Annotated in this window: 16 protein-coding genes; 9 read left to right on the top strand and 7 right to left on the bottom strand. The window is 54.9% G+C overall.

Going from position 1 to position 20934, the window contains the following annotated elements; genetic code table 11:
• Positions 1 to 18 precede the first annotated feature (18 nt).
• From JLG71_RS18360 to pncB, 3 genes are all read right to left on the bottom strand, one after another.
• Positions 19 to 1104, bottom strand: coding sequence for a porin (locus JLG71_RS18360; RefSeq protein WP_014228653.1), 1086 nt, complete (start codon positions 1102 to 1104; stop codon positions 19 to 21).
• Positions 1105 to 1695: 591 nt separating this feature from the next.
• A complete protein-coding gene (gene asnS / locus JLG71_RS18355) occupies positions 1696 to 3096 on the bottom strand; it encodes an asparagine--tRNA ligase (protein ID WP_004849497.1) in 1401 nt (466 codons plus the stop codon).
• A 303-nt stretch (positions 3097 to 3399) separates the two neighbouring features.
• Entirely contained in the window at positions 3400 to 4602 is a 1203-nt protein-coding gene (gene pncB, locus JLG71_RS18350; protein WP_025107499.1) for a nicotinate phosphoribosyltransferase, read from the bottom strand.
• Positions 4603 to 4929: 327 nt separating this feature from the next.
• On the opposite strand from pncB, the gene pepN reads away from it, so the two are divergent.
• Positions 4930 to 7545, top strand: coding sequence for an aminopeptidase N (gene pepN, locus JLG71_RS18345; protein WP_064404627.1), 2616 nt, complete (start codon positions 4930 to 4932; stop codon positions 7543 to 7545).
• A 65-nt stretch (positions 7546 to 7610) separates the two neighbouring features.
• Here the strand turns inward: pepN and ssuB are convergent, their stop codons facing one another.
• Genes ssuB through ssuE form a run of 3 tightly spaced genes read right to left on the bottom strand, consistent with a single transcriptional unit; the run spans position 7611 to position 9804 of the window.
• The gene (ssuB, locus tag JLG71_RS18340) at positions 7611 to 8384 is read right to left on the bottom strand and encodes an aliphatic sulfonates ABC transporter ATP-binding protein (protein ID WP_014837971.1); all 774 of its coding nucleotides are present in this window, start codon (positions 8382 to 8384) and stop codon (positions 7611 to 7613) included.
• The gene (gene ssuC, locus JLG71_RS18335; protein ID WP_004849501.1) at positions 8381 to 9172 is read right to left on the bottom strand and encodes an aliphatic sulfonate ABC transporter permease SsuC; all 792 of its coding nucleotides are present in this window, start codon (positions 9170 to 9172) and stop codon (positions 8381 to 8383) included. Before ssuC ends, ssuB begins: the two co-directional genes overlap by 4 nt.
• 56 nt (positions 9173 to 9228) lie before the next feature.
• Positions 9229 to 9804, bottom strand: coding sequence for an NADPH-dependent FMN reductase (gene ssuE / locus JLG71_RS18330; RefSeq protein ID WP_009653287.1), 576 nt, complete (start codon positions 9802 to 9804; stop codon positions 9229 to 9231).
• 248 nt (positions 9805 to 10052) lie between these two features.
• Between ssuE and pyrD the strand changes: the two genes are divergently transcribed.
• Positions 10053 to 11063 (top strand): quinone-dependent dihydroorotate dehydrogenase, encoded by a 1011-nt coding sequence (gene pyrD / locus JLG71_RS18325; RefSeq protein ID WP_004130996.1) that lies wholly within the window; start codon positions 10053 to 10055, stop codon positions 11061 to 11063.
• A gap of 168 nt (positions 11064 to 11231) precedes the next feature.
• Positions 11232 to 11774, top strand: a complete 543-nt coding sequence (gene zapC / locus JLG71_RS18320) for a cell division protein ZapC (protein ID WP_004849504.1) — start codon at positions 11232 to 11234, stop codon at positions 11772 to 11774.
• Here the strand turns inward: zapC and JLG71_RS18315 are convergent.
• Positions 11771 to 12880 carry a YcbX family protein gene (locus JLG71_RS18315; protein WP_200913735.1) on the bottom strand — a complete coding sequence of 370 codons (1110 nt, stop codon included), beginning with the start codon at positions 12878 to 12880 and terminating at the stop codon, positions 11771 to 11773. The genes zapC and JLG71_RS18315 overlap by 4 nt on opposite strands.
• 98 nt (positions 12881 to 12978) lie before the next feature.
• On the opposite strand from JLG71_RS18315, the gene rlmKL reads away from it, so the two are divergent.
• From rlmKL to rmf, 6 genes are all read left to right on the top strand, one after another.
• Positions 12979 to 15084 carry a bifunctional 23S rRNA (guanine(2069)-N(7))-methyltransferase RlmK/23S rRNA (guanine(2445)-N(2))-methyltransferase RlmL gene (gene rlmKL / locus JLG71_RS18310; RefSeq protein ID WP_200913734.1) on the top strand — a complete coding sequence of 702 codons (2106 nt, stop codon included), beginning with the start codon at positions 12979 to 12981 and terminating at the stop codon, positions 15082 to 15084.
• 12 nt (positions 15085 to 15096) lie between these two features.
• Positions 15097 to 17004, top strand: coding sequence for an ABC transporter ATP-binding protein (locus JLG71_RS18305; RefSeq protein WP_004849507.1), 1908 nt, complete (start codon positions 15097 to 15099; stop codon positions 17002 to 17004).
• Positions 17005 to 17018: 14 nt separating this feature from the next.
• On the top strand, positions 17019 to 18287 hold the full coding sequence (gene pqiA / locus JLG71_RS18300) for a membrane integrity-associated transporter subunit PqiA (protein ID WP_014228659.1): 1269 nt from the start codon (positions 17019 to 17021) through the stop codon (positions 18285 to 18287).
• Complete coding sequence (pqiB, locus tag JLG71_RS18295; protein ID WP_109240761.1) at positions 18277 to 19914, top strand: intermembrane transport protein PqiB; 1638 nt, start codon at positions 18277 to 18279, stop codon at positions 19912 to 19914. Before pqiA ends, pqiB begins: the two co-directional genes overlap by 11 nt.
• The gene (gene pqiC, locus JLG71_RS18290; RefSeq protein WP_064377398.1) at positions 19914 to 20477 is read left to right on the top strand and encodes a membrane integrity-associated transporter subunit PqiC; all 564 of its coding nucleotides are present in this window, start codon (positions 19914 to 19916) and stop codon (positions 20475 to 20477) included. The genes pqiB and pqiC overlap by 1 nt, the downstream gene beginning before the upstream one ends.
• 255 nt (positions 20478 to 20732) lie before the next feature.
• Positions 20733 to 20900, top strand: a complete 168-nt coding sequence (rmf, locus tag JLG71_RS18285) for a ribosome modulation factor (protein ID WP_004100764.1) — start codon at positions 20733 to 20735, stop codon at positions 20898 to 20900.
• The last annotated feature ends 34 nt before the right edge of the window (positions 20901 to 20934 follow it).

The following is a 20934-nucleotide window of genomic DNA, read 5'->3' as shown; positions in this document are numbered from 1 at the left end:
GAAGGGGTGTACTGCAGATTAGAACTGGTAAACGATACCCACTGCGGCCTGATCGTCGGTCGCAACGCCAGCGGCTTTGGTGTAATCGTTGTCGTTCAGCTGGTTGAATTTATACGCAGCGTAGACGTTCATGTTTTTGTTGAAGTAGTACCAGGTACCCACTTCGACGTATTTAACCAGGTCAGCATCGCCGCCGGAGAAGCCAGCGCGAGAGCGCAGGTCTTTACCTTTAGTCTGTACGTAGCCGATGGACGGACGCAGGCCGAAGTCGAACTGATACTGAACAACGGCTTCGAAGTTCTGAGTTTTATTAGCGAAGTAGTTGCCTTCGTTTTCCGGCGTCATGTTGTAAGTCTGAGAGTACATGACCGCAGCATAGACGTTGTTCGCGTCATACTTAGCGGAGGTTGCCCATGCTTCAGCTTTTTCGCCCTGACGGTCAGCTTTCTGATCGCCGCTACGGTTGGAGTTCGCATAGCCTGCAGACAGCGCAATGCCGTTGTCAAACGCGTAGGTTGCCGCGGTGCTGAAGCCGTCGCCGTTTTGTTTCTTAACATCACGGCTAGAAGCGTCGTTTTTACCCTGGTACTGCAGCGCGAAGCTCAGGCCGTCAACCAGACCGAAGAAGTCAGAGTTACGGTAGGTGGCTACGCCGTTGGTACGCGCGGTCATGAAGTTGTCGGTGTAGCTCCAGCCGTCGCCGCCCCATTCAACCAGCATATCGGTTGCCGCTTCAACGTCGTAGATGGCGCCGTAGTTACGACCGTAGTCGAATGAACCGTATTCACCGGCTTTTAAGCCTGCGAAAGCCAGACGAGTTTTGGTGGTCTGTTTACCTTCAACATTGGACGCATCCATGTTGTATTCCCACTGACCGTAGCCAACCAGCTGATCGTTGATCTGGGTTTCGCCTTTCAGGCCGATACGGGCGTAGGTGGTATCATCGCTGCTGGTGTCGCCGTTGGTGGTCCAGACGTGCTCGCCAACCATTTTTCCGTAGAAGTCCAGTTTGTTGCCGTTTTTGTTATAGATTTCTGCAGCGTTAGCTGCACCGGCTACCAGCAGGGCAGGAATTACCGCTGCCAGAATTTTGCGCTTCATCATTATTTATTACCCTCATTTATATTTTTTTATGAACACTTGCCACTGCCGTCAATAAGTTTCGTCAATAAAAATTTACAGAACTATTGATGATAGTTTGGTGTCTGGAGGCATCTTTCCATTCAGAACAACGTTTCGCTAGCCTGAAAATGCTACCAATATCGCATATGAGTAACAAAAGGAAATTCTATGTAACTAAATATGTATTTTTGGGAACTTTGTGAACTCAATCAACATTCCGCCCCTGTTCGCCGATTAAATCACCTGTCTTTATATATCTATATGAATTAATTATGATTAATTTAGATAAGAGAGGGTTTGTGCATTTTACGTCAGCATTTTGCTTTATTTTTATTCAAATCTTGTCGTTGCAAGTTGTGCTGTGACTGGTTAAAAAGCGATCAATATAATCAGCATGTTTGCCAATTTATGAACATAAGGTGCGGTTTTAATTAGCGGTCGCTAATGAAATAGTGCGTAACATAATTGTGAATCAGGATGGTTGATGTTTAAGTTTCCTGATATTCGTTAACGTAAATTGACATAAAAAAAGGCCAGCTTGCGCTGACCCTGGATGAAAATTGCAGAAAAAAATCAGAAAGTCGCGTTACGCGGGGTCCGCGGGAACGGAATGACGTCGCGAACGTTCTGCACGCCGGTCACGTAGGCGATAAGACGCTCAAAGCCCAGACCGAAACCGGAGTGCGGTACGGTGCCGTAACGGCGCAGGTCGCGATACCACCAGTAGTCTTCTTTATTAAGACCCATTTCCGCCATACGCGCGTCAAGCACGTCCAGGCGCTCTTCACGCTGGGAGCCACCGATAATTTCACCGATGCCCGGCGCCAGAACGTCCATTGCGGCGACGGTTTTACCGTCTTCGTTAAGGCGCATATAGAACGCCTTGATGTCTTTCGGGTAGTTTTTCACCACCACCGGAGCTTTAAAGTGCTCTTCCGCCAGATAGCGTTCGTGCTCGGAGGAGAGATCCACGCCCCAGTAGACCGGGTTTTCGAACGACTTACCGCAGTTTTCCAGAATGGTGACCGCGTCAGTGTAATCAACCTGGGCAAAATCAGCGGAAACGAAACGCTGCAGGCGGTCGATAGCGTCTTTATCAACGCGTTCGGCAAAGAACTGCATGTCGTCTGCGCGCTCTTCGAGAACGGCTTTGAAGACGTACTTCAGCATCGCTTCCGCCAGACCTGCCACATCGTTCAGGTTAGCAAAGGCGACTTCCGGCTCCAGCATCCAGAACTCCGCCAGGTGACGGCTGGTGTTGGAGTTTTCCGCACGGAAGGTCGGGCCAAAGGTGTAGATTTTGGACAGCGCGCAGGCGTAGGTTTCGCCGTTCAGCTGGCCGGAAACGGTCAGGAACGACTCTTTGCCGAAGAAGTCTTTATCGAAATCGACTTTGCCCTGTTCGTTGCGCGGCAGGTTTTCCAGATCCAGCGTTGACACGCGGAACATCTCGCCGGCGCCTTCAGTGTCGGAAGCGGTAATCAGCGGAGTCGAAACCCAGAAGAAACCCTGCTCGTCGAAGAAACGGTGCAGCGCCTGCGCCAGGGTATGGCGAACGCGCGCCACCGCGCCAATCAGGTTGGTGCGCGGGCGCAGGTGGGCAACTTCACGCAGGTACTCGATGCTATGGCGTTTAGCCGCCATCGGATAAGTATCCGGATCTTCCACCCAGCCGCTGACTTCCACGTGGCTGGCCTGGATTTCAAAGCTCTGGCCCTGGCCCTGAGATGCCACGACTTTACCGGTCACCACGACCGAGCAGCCGGTGGTCAGGCGCAGCACTTCCTGATTGTAATTGGGAAGAGAATTACTAATAACGGCCTGTACAGGATCAAAGCAGGAACCGTCATAGACGGCGAGGAAAGAAAAGCCAGCTTTAGAATCTCGGCGGGTACGCACCCATCCGCGCACGGTGACTTCGCTGTCAACGGCAACGCGGCCCTGGAGTACGTCGGCTACAGGCACAACGCTCATAATAGTCTCTCTTGTTAGTCCAATAGAAAAATCTGTATTCCCCTGCAACAGGGGGATATCTATGTTACCTGTCATCTTCCATCAGACAAGTAGATTTCGCACAAGAAAGGGGGGTTTTAGGAAATAAATAAGGAGATAGCCTACTTTGCTGCGTGAGAGCCTGATATTCAGAGAGATTCGTTCAGCGCGATGATCCCATGCAGGGCGAACGGGGTTCTTAATGCCTGATAACGTCCCGGGGTGATAAGCGGAGGCGAATAAAAACGCGCCCGTTTTGGCGGACGCATTTTGTCTTTATATGACCTAGCTGGCTTTTTTAACCGGCGGTAGATCGAAGGCTTTGCGCAGCGCGCGGACGAAAGCTTTATCGTGACAAATCGTTTTACCCGGGCTATCCGAAAGTTTCGCCACCGGTTTACCGTTGCACTCCACCAGCTTGATAACAATATTGAGCGGCTTCACCTGGGGAATATCGCAGGTTAAACGCGTGCCGATACCGAAGCTCAGATTCACCCGCGATGAGAAGTGGCGATAGAGATCAACCGCTTTTGTCAGGTCGAGATTATCGGAAAATACCAGCACTTTGCTCAGCGGGTCGATGCCCAGCTTTTTGTAGTGGGCGATAGCCTTCTCGCCCCATTCCACCGGGTCGCCGGAGTCGTGGCGCAGCCCCTGATAGCGGGTCGCGAACTCCGGCCCGAAATCGCGCAGAAAAGCGTCCATCGTAATGCAGTCGGTCAGCGCAATCCCCAGCCGATCGGGATACTCTTCCAGCCAGGCAGCGAGAGCCGCGCGCTGGCTGCTCGCCAGGTTCGGGCTGATCTGCTGATGCGCCTGGAACCATTCGTGAGCCTGGGTCCCCATTGGGGTCAAATTCAAACGCCGCGCCAGATCGTAATTGCTGGTACCGGTGAACCAGGATTCTTGCTGAAGACGCTGAACAATCGCCTGCTGCACCTCGCGGGAGAAGCGGCGGCGGGTACCGAAATCCATCAGGCGGAAGCCCGACATATCGATATCAGCAGTGAGGCGGTTAAAGTCAGTCAGCTTATGCTCAAGGGTGTCCAGCGCGAGATCGACGCTGATTTCCGGCGAGCGATAGCGATGTACCAGCTCGCTTATCACCGCCAGCAGCGGAACTTCCCACATAATAACTTCAAGCCAGGGGCCGGAAAGGCGAATATTCAACTTGCCGTTGTCATTGATGACCGTGACCTGGCGCGGGTCGTAGCGGAAGCCGCGTAGCCACTCGAGATAGTCTGGCGCAAAGAAGGGCAGGCTCGACAACCAGTGATATTCATCGTCCTGCAGTCTCAGGTCGCGCATCGTCTCAACCTGCTCGCGAATCGCATCGGCGTAGATGCCGAGCAGATCGTCCCCGCGGCAGCGGAACTCCGCCGCAACCTGTACATCATTGTAGCGGTGGAAGACAGCCTGCTGCATGTGCAGCTTGTAGGCATCCGTATCAAGCAACGAGTGCAGTACAGGAGAAGTGAATTGGGTCATGGTGCGCAGTAGCATCCTCTCACTGGAGCGTTTCCATCAAAACCAAAGCGGTAAAAGGAGGCGGAGTATACCTGTAATACCCGACGCTGTCCCGCGGTGACGGCTGATGGCGACGCTGACGGTCATTTGCGAGGCCTAGTTTAATATATTGAACACGCATCACACCACAAGCTTTGCGCCTGGTCGAGCGCATTTCGTGCCTCTTGTGTTATCAAAATGTAGCAATTTTCATGTTTAGCATTGAAAAGATGAAGATTCTGCATAGCGAGATTTGCGCAACAGGAATAGACTGAGTCGACACTTTACAGGACACGCTAAAGGTTTTTTATGACACAACAGCCCCAAGCCAAATACCGCCACGACTACCGTGAGCCGGAGTATCTGATTAGCGATATCGATTTGACCTTTGACCTGGATGCCGCGAAAACCGTTGTGACGGCTGAGAGCAAGGTCTCCCGCCACGCGGCTACGTCTGATGTGCCATTGCGTCTGGATGGCGAAGACCTGACGTTGGTCTCTCTGCGGATTGATGGTCAGCCGTGGAGCGACTACAAGGAAGAAAATAACCAGCTGGTGATTAGCGGGTTGCCGGAACATTTCACTCTGACCATCGTCAATGAAATCAGCCCGGCGGCGAATACCGCGCTGGAAGGGCTATATCAGTCCGGCGAAGCGCTGTGTACCCAGTGCGAGGCGGAAGGCTTCCGCCACATTACCTGGTATCCGGACCGCCCGGACGTTCTGGCGCGCTTCACCACCAAAATCATCGCCGATAAAGCAAAATACCCGTTTCTGCTCTCCAACGGTAACCGCGTGGCCCAGGGCGAGCTGGAAAATGGCCGTCACTGGATCCAGTGGCAGGACCCGTTCCCAAAACCGTGCTACCTGTTTGCGCTGGTGGCCGGTGATTTTGACGTCCTGCGCGATACCTTCAAAACCCGTTCGGGGCGTGAAGTGGCGCTGGAGCTCTACGTTGACCGCGGTAACCTTGACCGCGCGCCGTGGGCGATGACTTCGCTGCAAAATTCCATGAAGTGGGACGAAACCCGCTTTGGTCTCGAGTACGACCTCGACATCTATATGATTGTCGCCGTCGATTTCTTCAACATGGGCGCCATGGAGAACAAAGGCCTTAACGTCTTTAACTCCAAATACGTACTGGCGCGTACCGATACCGCGACCGATAAAGATTACCTGGATATCGAGCGCGTGATTGGTCATGAATATTTCCATAACTGGACCGGCAATCGCGTGACCTGCCGCGACTGGTTCCAGCTCAGCCTGAAAGAAGGGCTGACCGTTTTCCGCGATCAGGAATTCAGCTCCGACCTCGGCTCGCGTGCGGTGAACCGCATTAATAACGTACGCACCATGCGCGGCCTGCAGTTTGCCGAAGACGCCAGCCCGATGGCGCATCCGATTCGCCCGGATAGCGTGATTGAGATGAACAACTTCTATACCCTGACGGTGTATGAGAAGGGAGCGGAAGTGATCCGCATGCTGCATACTCTGCTGGGCGAAGAGAATTTCCAGAAAGGCATGCAGCTCTATTTTGAGCGCCACGACGGCAGCGCCGCGACCTGCGACGACTTTGTCCAGGCGATGGAAGACGCTTCCAACGTCGATCTGTCCCACTTCCGCCGCTGGTATAGCCAGTCCGGTACGCCGATTGTCACCGTCCATGATGACTACAACCCGGAAACGGAGCAGTACACGCTGACCATCAGCCAGCGCACGTCGCCGACCGCTGAGCAGGCGGAGAAGCTGCCGCTGCATATTCCGTTCGACATCGAGCTGTACGATAACGAAGGCAAGGTAATCCCGCTGCAGAAGGGCGGTCACCCGGTGCATCACGTGCTGAACGTCACCCAGGCGGAGCAGACTTTTGTTTTCGACAACGTTTACTTCCAGCCTGTCCCGGCGCTGCTTTGCGAGTTTTCCGCGCCGGTGAAGCTGGAGTACAAATGGAGCGATCAGCAGCTGACCTTCCTGATGCGCCACGCGCGGAATGATTTCTCCCGCTGGGACGCGGCGCAGAGCCTGCTGGCGACCTATATCAAACTCAACGTCAACCGTCACCAGCAGGGGCAGCCGCTGTCTCTGCCGATTCACGTCGCCGATGCGTTCCGCGCGATTCTGCTGGATGAGAAGATCGATCCGGCGCTGGCGGCGGAGATCCTGACGCTGCCTTCAGCGAATGAAATGGCGGAGCTGTTTGCGATTATCGATCCGCTTGCCATCGCGGCGGTGCGCGAAGCGCTGACCCGCACGCTGGCGAAAGAGCTGGCTGACGAGTTCCTGGCGGTTTACAACGCCAACAAGCTCGACGGCTACCGCGTTGAGCATGCCGATATCGGTAAGCGTTCTCTGCGTAATACCTGCCTGCGCTACCTGGCGTTTGGCGATACCGAGCTGGCGGATAAACTGATTAGCGCGCAGTATCACCATGCGGACAATATGACCGACGCGCTGGCGGCGCTGGCGGCGGCCGTAGCGGCCCAGCTGCCGTGCCGCGATGCGCTGATGCAGGAATATGACGACAAGTGGCACCAGGACGGACTGGTCATGGATAAATGGTTTATCCTGCAGTCCACCAGCCCGGCGGATAACGTCCTGGAGACGGTTCGCGGCCTGTTGCATCATCGCTCGTTCAGCATGGGTAACCCGAACCGCGTCCGTTCTCTGATCGGCGCCTTTGCCGGCAGCAACCCGGCGGCGTTCCATGCAGAAGACGGCAGCGGCTATCAGTTCCTGGTCGAGATGCTGACTGAGCTGAACAGCCGCAACCCGCAGGTGGCTTCGCGTCTGATTGAGCCGCTGATTCGTCTGAAACGCTATGACGAGAAACGTCAGGCGCTGATGCGCGGGGCGCTGGAGCAGCTGAAGGGTCTGGAGAATCTTTCCGGGGATCTGTTCGAGAAAATCAGTAAAGCGCTGGCGTAACGCCAGCGCGAGTCCAAACCTGTAGCCCCGCTAAGCGCAGCGCGAGCGGGGGAACGTCGCAGTCGTTAACCGTGGCTCACTAAGCGTGGCGAGGATTCGTTCTTGCCGCGCTGCATCACCCGATTCAGTACTTCCGCTTCCAGTTCGGCCAGCTTCGCTGAACCCGTGCGTCGCGGACGGGGAATGTCCACCAGCAGATCCAGCCCTATCTTCCCCTCTTCAATCAGCAAAACGCGATCGGCCATCGCCACCGCCTCGCTGACGTCGTGGGTGACCAGCAGAACGGTAAATCCGTGCTCCTGCCACAGCGAGACAATCAGATCCTGCATCTCCAGGCGAGTGAGGGCGTCCAGCGCGCCCAGCGGCTCATCAAGCAGTAATAATCCGGGGCGATGAATTAACGCGCGAGCCAGCGCCACGCGCTGCTTTTGCCCGCCGGAAAGCGCCGCGGGCCATTCACCGGCGCGGTCTTCAAGGCCGACGCTCGCCAGCGCCTTGAGCGCCGCCTCGCGCCACTGCCCCTTCAGCCCGAGGCCGACATTGTCGATCACCGTTTTCCACGGCAGCAGGCGGGAATCCTGGAACATCATCCGGGTATCCTCCTGGATTTGCGCCAGCGGCGTCGAACCCGCCAGCAGCTGCCCGGCGTTGGGTTTTTCCAGCCCGGCGAGCAGCCGCAGCAGGGTGCTTTTACCGCCGCCGCTGCGTCCGACCACCGCGACAAATTGCCCGGTGGGAATATGCAGATCGAGTTCATTCAGAATCGTTTTGCTGCCGTAACGCTTGCTTACGCCGTTTAGCAGCAGCGGGATCCCCGGATTAAGACGCGCGGTTGTCATGCGTTGGCCTCCTGAAGGTGGTAAGCCGGATTCCAGCGCAGCCAGACGCGTTCAAGAAGCTGTGCGCTGAAGTCGGCCAGTTTGCCGAGAATAGCGTAAAGAATAATGGCGACGACCACGACATCGGTCTGCAGAAATTCGCGGGCGTTCATCGCCAGATAGCCGATACCGGCGTTAGCCGAGATGGTTTCAGCCACGATCAGCGTTAACCACATCAGGCCGAGCGCAAACCGGATGCCGACCATAATGGAGGGCAGGGCGCCCGGCAGGATCACGTGACGGAACAGAGCAAAACCCGATAAGCCATAGCTGCGGGCCATCTCCACCAGACCCCGGTCAATGTTTCGAATACCGTGCCAGGTGTTGATATAAATCGGGAACATCGTCCCCAGCGCCACGAGGAAAATTTTGGCGCTTTCATCGATGCCGAACCATAAAATCACCAGCGGAATCAGCGCGAGGTGCGGTACGTTGCGCAGCATCTGAATGGAGGTGTCCAGCAGGCGTTCGCCCCAGCGCGACAGGCCGCTGATAAGCCCGAGAACCAGGCCAATGGAACCGCCGATGCTGAAACCAATAAGCGCCCGCCATGAACTGATGGCCAGATGTTGCCAAAGCTCGCCGCTGGCGGAGAGCGTCCAGAAGGCTTTGAGCACCCCTTCCGGTGACGGCAAAATACGGGTAGAGAGCCAACCAACGGAAGAGGCGAATTGCCATACAATCACGCTGCCAACCGGCAAAAGCCAGGGGGCTATGCGGATCAGGAGTTTTTGCGAAAGCGTCGCCATACAGTGTTCCTTTATTCTTTAGCGTTTTGCCTGGTGACGGGCATCAACGCTGAACTTTAAACGTGCTCAACCCGCTGTAAGGTTTTCAGCGCCGGCGCGCGGCTGCTGGGGCGATGCAGCGCCTGCCAGAAGGTTTCCAGCGCCTGGTCGAGGCGGCCCTGCAGATTCGGGGTAAACTGCGGTTTATGCTGATAATCCGTAACCTGGCTATCGTCAGCGAAAACGCCGTGGAGGATCTCCTGGGCTTTCAGCGCGTTGAGTACCGGTTTTAAGGCGTAATCCACCGCCAGCATATGGGCGATGGTTCCGCCGGTAGCCAGCGGCAGAACGATTTTGCCCTCCAGCGCGCGCTCCGGCAGCAGGTCCAGAAGCGTCTTTAACGCGCCGGAAAAAGAGGCCTTATAGACGGGCGTCGCAATGATCAGCCCATCGGCGCCGGCAAGCTGTTCATTTAACGCATGGAGGGCTGGGTTATCAAAGCGAGCGTAGAGCAGGTCTTCCGGAGCGAAATTCTGCAGATGCCAGTGGCAGACCTCGATATCCGCCGCCGAAAGCGTCTCTCTGGCGTATTCCAGAAGCGCGCTGGAGCGGGAAGGGTAGCGCGGGCTGCCCGCAAGTGTGATGACTCGCATACTCTCTCCTTATAACTAAATATTTGCATTTATCTATAATTGATAACATTTAGCCGCAGTGTGACAGAGCGCTTTTATTTCCCTAAATGATTTATCCGGCGTTGGATTGTCAGAAAGTGCATAACGAGCGGGAGAAAAGTAAACGTTTGCGTCGGAGGTAAGATTTTTTGTCGTAGGTCAATTCCCTTTCCGGGGTGGATCGCACATAATACGCCCCCGGTTTGCACACCGGGAATCCAGGAGAGTTCATGTACTACCCCTTCGTTCGTAAAGCCCTTTTTCAGCTCGATCCTGAGCGCGCTCATGAAGTCACTTTTCAACAATTACGCCGTGTTTCGGGTACCCCGCTGGAAATGTTGGTTCGCCAGAAGGTACCGACAAAGCCGGTAACCTGTATGGGGCTCACATTTAAGAACCCGCTGGGCCTGGCCGCCGGGCTGGATAAGAATGGCGAGTGCATTGATGCCCTCGGGGCGATGGGTTTTGGTTCCATTGAAATTGGTACCGTGACGCCGCGTCCACAGCCGGGCAACGATAAGCCAAGGATCTTCCGCCTGGTCGATGCCGAAGGTTTGATCAACCGCATGGGCTTTAATAACCACGGTGTTGATAACCTCGTGGAGAACGTAAAAAAGGCGCATTTTGACGGCATTCTGGGTATTAATATTGGCAAGAATAAAGATACACCGGTAGAACAAGGCAAAGATGATTATCTGATTTGTATGGAAAAAATCTATGCTTATGCCGGCTATATCGCCATTAATATCTCCTCGCCGAATACCCCAGGCTTGCGCACTTTACAATACGGAGATGCGCTGGACGATTTGCTTTCTGGTATTAAAAATAAGCAACGCGAGCTACAAGAGAAACATCAAAAATATGTTCCTGTGGCCGTAAAGATCGCTCCGGATCTTTCCGTCGAAGAATTGATCCAGGTAGCGGACAGTTTAGTCCGGCATAATATAGATGGCGTCATTGCCACCAATACCACTCTGGATCGTTCGCTGGTGCAGGGGATGAAACATTGTGATGAAACCGGTGGCCTTAGCGGACGTCCATTGCAGCTGAAGAGTACGGAAATTATCCGCATGCTGTCTGCGGAATTAAATGGCCGCCTGCCAATTATCGGAGTCGGCGGTATTGACTCGGTGATTGCCGCCCGGGAAAAGATAGCCGCCGGAGCGACGCTGGTGCAGATTTATTCCGGATTTATTTTTAAAGGCCCGCCGCTGATTAAAGAAATTGTTACCCATATCTAATCTTTTCCCCCTCTGATACTCCACCAGGGCTTTATTTATAGCCCTGGTTGTTTTATATTCCTTCATTGTTGCTTATTTAGACATTTTAGTCTTTTCTTAATTTTTGAAATATTCTGTAGCAGTTTACCTGTTTATTACAGACGGAAGTGGAAGAGGACGGGGGTAGAAATGCGGATCAAACCTGACGATAACTGGCGCTGGTATTACGATGAAGAGCATGACCGCATGATGCTCGATCTGGCTAATGGTATGTTATTCAGATCGCGTTTTGCTCGCCGCATGTTGACGCCCGACGCCTTCGCGCCTTCCGGATTTTGCGTTGATGACGCAGCGCTCTATTTTTCATTTGAAGAAAAGTGCCGCGATCTTGAATTATCAAAAGAACAGCGCGCTGAATTAGTACTCAATGCGCTGGTCGCTATTCGTTTTCTCAAGCCGCAAATGCCGAAAAGCTGGCATTTCAACACGCATGAAGAGAGCTGGCAGCCCGGCGTTGGCGATGCCGCCAGCGCATGGCTCAGCGATACCGGCCAGCAGGTGAATCTGCTGGTGGTTGAGCCCGGAGAAAACGCCGCGCTGTGCCTGTTAGCCCAGCCCGGTCTGACGCTTGCCGGGCGGGTGATGCAGCTCGGCGACGTGATTAAAATTATGAACGACAGGCTGCAGCCAGCGCCAGGCGTCGCCAGCTACAGCCTGGGTCAGGCGGTTTAAGGCGCCAGCCTCACCGCGGTTTTCGGCACGCAGCTACAGCATAAAATGGTGCCATCTGCGGCGACCGTGTTTTTCTTCAGCGCGCTGACTTCTCCTTCTTCCAGCCGGATGCGGCAGCTGCCGCAAATCCCAGCCCGGCAGGAGTAAGGAATACGAATTCCCTGTTGTTCCAGCTGCTCCAGCAAGATTTGCTGATTATTACCGGTAAAACTCACTCCCTGCCACGCTATTTCTACCGTCGCGTTCTCCTGCGCTTCAGGTGCCGGCGTAGTATCACTCTCGCCTGCGCCGTAGGCCTTCGCCGGGCCGCGGGCCAGCACTTCTAACGCATCGCCCACGCGGATTACGCCGCTATTTCGCGCGATCAGGTTCTGGCCAAAATCGACATCGCCGTTATCCAGCGCTGTGCGGAAACGCTGCAGCGTGCTTAAGGGCTCCCCGGAAGGATGCTTTTGCCCGCGCTCCGGGCTGACGGTAGTCAATACGCAGCGGCTGCACGGTTTGACGACATCAAAAATGACCTCGCCAATACGCACCACTTTCCACGTATCTTCTTCCCAGGCGGCCGCGCCGGTCACCAGCAGATTTGGGCGAAATTGTTCTATGCTTACGCTGGCCGGACAGCGATTTTGCAGATCGCGCAGCGAAGCTTCATTGGCCAGCAGATAGGGAAAACCGTCGGCAAAAGAGAGGGGGACGGCATCGTGACGTTTTACCCTGCGGCTAAGCGCTGGCCCCAGCCAGCGGAGCTGAACGCTGCGGTTGAAGAACCCGCTTAGCCACTGGTTCACCCGGTCCGGGGCAATCAGGGCGGTAAAATGGTTGCCCCAGACTTCGGTCGGCTCCTGCTGTATGGAGAAATCGCTGAAGCGCACCATCGCGCTGCTGCCGTCCGGCGCGGTCAGATGCAGACCATCATGGAGCGGCGCGGGAATAAATTTGACCATTTGCGGAAACTGGCGGGCGGTAATGAAGGTGCCATCGGTTTCCGTCACCATAAATATACGATCGAAGGCCAGCCCGCTGCTGTCTGCATAAGCGTGGCTCAGGCCAATTCCCCGCATCGATTTGACGGGATGAATAAAAAGTCGCGAAAGGGTTACCATACGCTGCCCCTGGCTTTAAAAATAAGCCTTTAACTTTATGACATGGGGCGCATATTGGCTATAATGCGCACCAATTTTCTTTTAGTAAAAGTGACGATATGAATTCTCTGTTTGCCAGTACGGCTCGTGGGCTGGAAGAGCTGTTAAAAACTGAACTGGAAGGGCTGGGCGCGGTGGACTGCCAGTTGGTCCAGGGCGGGGTCCATTTTCAGGGAGATACGCGGCTGCTGTATCAAAGCCTGATGTGGAGCCGGCTGGCTTCGCGGATTATGCTGCCGCTGGGGCAGTGCAGCGTATACAGCGACCTGGATCTGTACCTTGGCGTACAGGCCATTCCATGGACCGAGATTTTCACTCAGAATGCCACTTTTGCCGTGCACTTTAGCGGGCTGAACGAAGAGATCCGCAACAGCCAGTACGGGGCGTTGAAGGTGAAAGACGCCATCGTCGACAGCTTTACGCGTAAGAATCTGCCGCGTCCCAACGTCGATCGCGAAAATCCCGATCTGCGTATTAACGTCTGGCTGAATAAAGAGACCGCGCATATCTCCCTGGATCTTAGCGGCGAGGGGCTGCACCTGCGCGGCTACCGCGACGGTACCGGTATGGCGCCAATCAAAGAAAACCTGGCTGCGGCGATAGTGATGCGTTCCGGCTGGGCTGCCGGTACGCCGCTGCTCGATCCCATGTGCGGTTCCGGTACGCTGCTGATTGAAGCGGCGATGCTTGCTACCGATCGTGCGCCGGGTTTACACCGCGGCCATTGGGGTTTCGGCGGCTGGGCGCAGCATGACGATGCTATCTGGAAAGAGGTGAAGTCCGAAGCGCAAACCCGCGCCCGTCAGGGGCTGGCGGCGTATGAGTCGCGCTTTTACGGTTCCGACGTTGACGCCCGCGTCATCGAACGCGCGCAGCGCAACGCCCGTCGCGCCGGTATTGGCGAACTGATTACCTTCGAAGTGAAAGACGTTGCCCAGCTTAGCAACCCACTGCCGAAGGGCCCTTACGGCACGGTGATAAGCAACCCGCCGTACGGCGAGCGTCTGGAGAGTGAACCGGCGCTGATTGCCCTGCATAGCCTGCTGGGGCGGCTCATGAAAAATCAGTTTGGCGGCTGGAACCTGTCGCTGTTTAGCGCCTCGCCGGATCTGCTGAGCTGCCTGCAGCTGCGCGCTGATAAGCAGTTCAAAGCGAAAAATGGACCGCTCGACTGCGTCCAGAAGAACTATCATCTTGCAGAAAACGAAGGCGGCAAAACCGCGATGCTGGCGGAAGATTTCGCCAACCGTCTGCGTAAGAACCTGAAAAAATATGAGAAGTGGGCGCGTCAGGAAGGCATTGAATGCTATCGCCTGTATGATGCCGACCTCCCGGAGTACAACGTCGCTATCGACCGCTACGCCGACTGGGTGGTGGTGCAGGAGTATGCGCCGCCGAAAACCGTTGACGCGCACAAGGCCCGCCAGCGCCTGTTTGATATTATCGCCGCCACCATTGCCGTACTGGGGATTGCGCCGAACAAGCTGGTGCTGAAAACCCGCGAACGGCAGAAAGGGAAAAACCAGTATCAGAAAATGGGTGAAAAAGGTGAGTTCATTGAGGTGCAGGAGTATAACGCACGTCTGTGGGTAAACCTGACCGACTACCTGGATACCGGGCTGTTCCTCGACCACCGTATTGCTCGCCGCATGCTGGGCCAGATGAGCAAAGGCAAAGATTTCCTCAACCTTTTCTCCTACACCGGTAGCGCCAGCGTCCACGCCGGCCTTGGCGGCGCGCGTTCCACGACGACGGTCGATATGTCACGTACCTATCTTGAATGGGCTGAACGTAACCTGCGCCTCAATGGCTTAACCGGCCGCGCGCATCGCCTGATGCAGGCTGATGTGCTGGGCTGGCTGCGGGAGACCACCGAACAGTTTGATCTGATCTTTATCGATCCGCCAACCTTCTCCAACTCCAAGCGTATGGATGATGCGTTTGACGTACAGCGCGATCATTTGCGCCTGATGACTGATTTAAAACGTCTGCTGCGTAAAGGCGGCACGATCATGTTCTCGAACAACAAACGCGGTTTCCGTATGGATCATGACGGGCTGGCGCAGCTGGGCCTGAAGGCGCAGGAGATCACGCAAAAAACGCTGTCTCAGGATTTTGCCCGCAACCGTCAGATTCACAACTGCTGGCTGATTACCGCAGCCTGAAAGGAATAAAGAATGTCTTTAATTAGTATGCACGGCGCCTGGCTCTCTTTCAGCGATGCGCCGCTGCTGGATAATGCTGAACTGCATATCGAAGATAACGAACGCGTCTGCCTGGTAGGGCGCAACGGTGCGGGTAAATCGACCCTGATGAAGATCCTCAATCGTGAACAGGGTCTTGATGATGGGCGCATTATCTATGAACTGGATCTGGTTGTGGCGCGTCTACAGCAGGATCCGCCGCGTAATGTTACCGGAACCGTCTATGACTTTGTGGCGGAAGGTATTGCTGAACAAGCGGCATACCTCAAGGGTTATCACGATGTTTCGCAGCTGGTGATGACCGACCCGAGCGACAAGAATCTGAACGAACTGGCACGCCTTCAGGAACAGCTGGATAATTTAGGGCTGTGGCAGCTCGATAGCCGCATTAATGAAGTGCTGGAACAGCTGAATCTGGATCCTAACGCCGAGCTTTCCTCGCTGTCCGGCGGCTGGCTACGTAAAGCGGCCCTCGGCCGCGCGCTGGTCAGCGGGCCGCGCGTGCTGCTGCTCGATGAACCGACCAACCACCTCGATATTGAAACTATCGACTGGCTGGAAGGTTTCCTGAAGATGTTCAAAGGCACCATTATTTTTATTTCGCACGACCGTTCCTTTATTCGCAACATGGCGACGCGAATTGTCGATCTCGATCGCGGTAAGCTGGTGACCTATCCGGGGAACTACGATCAGTATCTGCTGGATAAAGAAGAAGCGCTGCGCGTGGAAGAGTTACAGAACGCGGAGTTCGATCGCAAGCTGGCGCAGGAAGAAGTGTGGATCCGTCAGGGGATCAAAGCGCGTCGCACCCGTAACGAAGGGCGCGTGCGGGCGTTGAAAGCCATGCGCCGCGAGCGCGGTGAGCGCCGTGAAGTGATGGGCAGCGCGAAGATGCAGGTGGAAGAGGCCGCGCGTTCGGGCAAGATTGTGTTCGAAATGGAGAACGTCAACTACCAGGTTGATGGCAAGGTGCTGGTTAAAGACTTCACCGCTCAAATCCAGCGCGGCGACAAAATTGCGCTGATTGGCCCGAACGGCTGCGGCAAAACTACGCTGCTGAAGCTGATGCTCGGTCAGCTGCAGGCGGATAGTGGACGTATTCATGTGGGTACCAAGCTGGAAGTGGCTTACTTCGACCAGCACCGCGCGGAACTTGATCCGGATAAAACGGTGATGGACAACCTCGCGGAAGGTAAACAGGAAGTGATGGTGAACGGTAAGCCGCGCCACGTCCTGGGCTATCTGCAGGACTTTATGTTCCATCCGAAACGCGCGATGACGCCGGTGCGGGCACTGTCGGGCGGGGAGCGTAACCGCCTGCTGCTGGCGCGCCTGTTCCTCAAGCCCAGCAACCTGTTGATACTCGATGAACCGACAAACGATCTGGATGTCGAAACCCTGGAGCTGCTGGAAGAGCTTGTCGACGGTTATCAGGGAACCGTGATGCTGGTTAGCCACGACCGTCAGTTTGTGGATAACACGGTAACGGAGTGTTGGATCTTCGAAGGCGCGGGGCAAATTGGCCAATACGTGGGCGGCTATCATGACGCCCGCGGTCAGCAGGCGCAGTATCTGGCGAAAAAACAGCCGGTTTCTAAAAAGACAGTTGAAGTTGCTCAACCGAAAGCAGAAAGTGTCAAACGCGCTGCCAGCAAACTAAGCTATAACCTGCAGCGCGAGCTGGAACAGCTGCCGCAAAAACTGGAAGAACTGGAAGCCCAGCTGCAGAATTTGCAGGAGCAGGTTGCCGACCCTTCTTTCTTTGGTCAGTCGCATGACCATACGCAGCAGGTGCTCGCACAGCTGAGTGAAGCGGAGCAGGCGCTGGAAACCGCCTTTGAACGCTGGGAATATCTCGAAGGTTTAAAAAACGGCGCATAAGCTGAGGAGTTTTCATGTGCGATCATCATCATGCTGCGCGGCATATCCTGTGTCGACAATGTGATCTGCTGGTGGCTTTGCCGCAGCTGGAGCATCGCCAGAAAGCTACGTGTCCGCGTTGCGGAACGACATTGACAACGTCATGGGACGCGCCCCGGCAGCGTCCCACAGCCTACGCGCTGGTCGCGTTGTTCATGCTGCTGCTGGCCAATCTGTTCCCCTTCATCTATATGAAGGTTGGGGGGATCAGCAGTGAAATCGAGCTGCTGGAAATTCCGAACGTGCTGTTTAGCGAGGATTACGCCAGCCTCGGTACCTTCTTTTTACTTTTCGTCCAACTGGTGCCGGCTTTCTGCCTGGTCACCATACTGCTGCTGGTCAATCGGGTGAGCATGCCTTCCGGGCTAAAGGCGTTTCTGGCGCGGATCCTGTTTCACCTTAAAACCTGGGGGATGGCGGAAATCTTTCTCGCCGGGGTGCTGGTCAGTTTCGTTAAGCTGATGGCCTACGGCGATATCGGCATCGGCCTGAGCTTCGTTCCCTGGTGTATGTTCTGCCTGTTACAGCTGAGGACGTTCCAGTGCGTGGATCGCCGCTGGTTATGGGATGATATTGCACCAATGCCGGCGATTACACAGCCGCTGAAAGTCGGCGTCTCCGGCCTGCGTCAGGGGCTACGCTCGTGCTCATGCTGCACGGCGGTTTTGCCCGTCGATGAGGCCGTTTGTCCGCGCTGTCGGACAAGGGGAACCGCCCGGCGTAAAAACAGCCTGCAGTGGACGCTTGCGCTGTTGGTGACTTCGCTGATCCTCTATATGCCCGCCAATATTCTGCCAATCATGATTACCGACCTGCTGGGCGATAAAATGCCTTCCACGATTATGGCGGGGGTGATCCTGCTGTGGAGCGAAGGATCGTATCCGGTGGCGATGGTGATATTTATTGCCAGTATTATGGTGCCGACGTTAAAAATGATCGCCATTGGCTGGCTATGCTGGAACGCCAGCGGCAAGGGAGCGCGCGACTCGGAGCGCATGCATCTGATTTATGAAGTCGTCGAGTTTGTTGGCCGCTGGTCAATGATTGATGTGTTTGTTATCGCAGTCCTCTCCGCTCTGGTTCGCATCGGTGGATTAATGAATATCTATCCGGCGATAGGAGCAGTGATGTTTGCGCTGGTCGTAGTAATGACAATGTTTTCGGCCATGACCTTTGACCCGCGTTTATTGTGGGATCGTGAGCCAGATTCAAGCCATGAGGAAAGACTGCAGCATGGAAAATAAGAGCGGAGAAGCGAAAGTGCAAAAGGTGAAGAACTGGTCACCGGTGTGGATCTTCCCGATAGTCACGGCGCTGATTGGCGCATGGATTCTCTTTTATCACTATAGCCACCAGGGGCCGGAAGTGACCCTGATAACCACTAACGCAGAAGGTATTGAAGGGGGCAAAACCCGGATAAAAAGCCGCAGCGTTGACGTCGGCGTGATTGAAAGCGCGACGCTGACGGACGACCTGACCCACGTGGAGATTAAAGCGCGGCTGAATTCAGGTATGGAAAAACTGCTGCATCAGGATTCGGTTTTTTGGGTGGTTAAACCGCAGGTCGGCCGTGAAGGGATTAGCGGTCTGGGAACGCTGTTATCCGGCGCCTATATCGAACTGCAGCCGGGAAGCAAAGGCTCTGTTCCTGCGCAGTATCCGTTGCTGGATTCACCGCCGCTGGCCTCCCCTGATGCTAAAGGTATTCGCATTCTGCTGGAAAGCAGCAAAGCGGGGCAGCTTTCACCCGGCGATCCGGTGCTTTTCCGCGGCTACCGCGTAGGTTCAGTTGAAACCAGCACCTTCGATGCGCAAAAACGCAATATTACCTATCAGCTGTTTATTAGCGCGCCTAACGATCGGCTGGTCACCAATAACGTGCGCTTCTGGAAAGATAGCGGTATTGCGGTGGATCTGACTGCTGCGGGTATGCGCGTTGAGATGGGATCGCTGTCGACGCTGTTTGGCGGCGGCGTCAGCTTTGATATTCCCGAAGGGCTACCGTTAGGTGAGCCGGTGGCGAATAAAACAGAATATCATCTGTTTGACGATCAACGCAGCATCCAGGATTCGGTGTTTACCCAGCATATTGACTACGTGATGTTCTTTAAAGATTCGATTCGCGGTTTGCAGCCCGGCGCGCCGGTTGAATTCCGCGGTATCCGTCTGGGGACCGTCGGCAAGGTGCCGTTCTTTATTCCTGGGCTGAAGCAGAACATCAACGACGATTACCGTATCCCGGTAGAAGTACGGATTGAACCGGAACGTCTGATCAATCAGTTAGGCGCTAATCCTGACATTCGAAAGCATATCGATGATCTAATGAATCGCGGGCTGCGCGGTTCGCTTAAAACCGGAAACCTGGTGACCGGCGCGCTGTATATCGATCTCGACTTCTACCCGAAAGCCCCTCCGCGCGGCAAGATTCAGGAGTTTGGCGGTTATCCGATTATTCCAACCGTGAGCGGTGGCCTGGCGCAGATCCAGCAGCGCCTGATGGACGCGCTGGATAAAATTAACAATCTGCCAATTAACCCGCTGCTGGAGCAGGCAACCAGTACGCTGGCGCAAAGTGAAAAAACGATGCAGCACGTACAGGCGACGCTGGACAGTCTGAACAAGATAACGTCAAGTCAGTCGATGCAGCAGCTACCGGGCGATATGCAGAATACGTTGCGCGAGCTTAATCGTAGTATGCAGGGCTTCCAGCCGGGATCTGCGGCATACAATAAGATGGTTGCGGATATGCAGCGTCTCGATCAGGTTCTTCGTGAACTGCAGCCGGTACTGAAAACGCTCAATGATAAGAGCAATGCGCTGGTATTTGAGGCGAAGGATAAAAAAGATCCGCAGCCGAAGGGAGCGAAATAATGAAGAAATGGCTAATAGCGGCGGCGGTATGCGCGCTGACGGCATGCAGTAGCGGCGGTGAGAGTAAAACTTACTATCAGCTTCCCGTGGCGCAGGGTGGCGCGCAAAGCGCCGCCCACCAAAGCAAAAACTTGCTTTGGGTCGAGCAGGTGAGCATTCCGGATTATCTTGCCGGTAACGGGGTGGTCTATCAGACCACCGATGTTCAGTATGTGATTGCGAATAACAATCTGTGGGCGAGCCCGCTCGATCAGCAGCTGAAAACGACGCTGGTGGCGAACCTTAGCAACCAGCTTCCGGGTTGGGTGATTGCCTCTCAACCGCTGGGGAGCGAGCAGGATACGCTGAACGTGTCCGTCAGCGGTTTTCACGGCCGTTACGATGGCCGGGTCATCGTTAGCGGCGAGTGGCTGCTGAAGCATCAGGGGCAGCTGATTAAGCGGCCGTTCCATATTGAGCTTAAGCAACAAGAGGATGGTTACGACGCGATGGTGAAAACGCTCGCGCAGGCCTGGACCCAGGAAGCGACGGCGATTGCCAGCGAGATTAACCGCTTGCCATAAGTAAAATTAATAAGAATAAAAGCCGCTGCGACAGTGAAAATCGCAGCGGCTTTTTTATTTGTCTCATCAGTTTGTTACTTGTGCTGGTTCACAGTTTTTGTACAAACGAAGTTTCATGTAGCTCACAAATATGACAATGGCGTGAATTTTGCGCATTGACGCTATCCCCGATTCGCGGTATTCGTTAACCGTGGTTGCGTATTTAGTGACCATTGTTTTCTTTTCCACCAGATCAAAGTATGAGGGAAACGAGGCATGAAGAGACAAAAACGAGATCGCCTGGAGCGGGCACATCAGCGTGGGTACCAGGCCGGTATTACCGGAAGGTCTAAGGAAATGTGTCCTTACCAGACCTTAAACCAAAGGTCTTATTGGCTAGGAGGCTGGCGAGAGGCCATGGAGGACAGGGTACAAATTGCCTGACTGTCTCTTTAAAAAGAAGCCTCCGCTGCGCGGG

Origin of the sequence: Klebsiella michiganensis (assembly GCF_015139575.1) — a bacterium.
Lineage (GTDB): Bacteria > Pseudomonadota > Gammaproteobacteria > Enterobacterales > Enterobacteriaceae > Klebsiella > Klebsiella michiganensis.
This window is presented reverse-complemented; position numbering and strand designations above follow the sequence as displayed.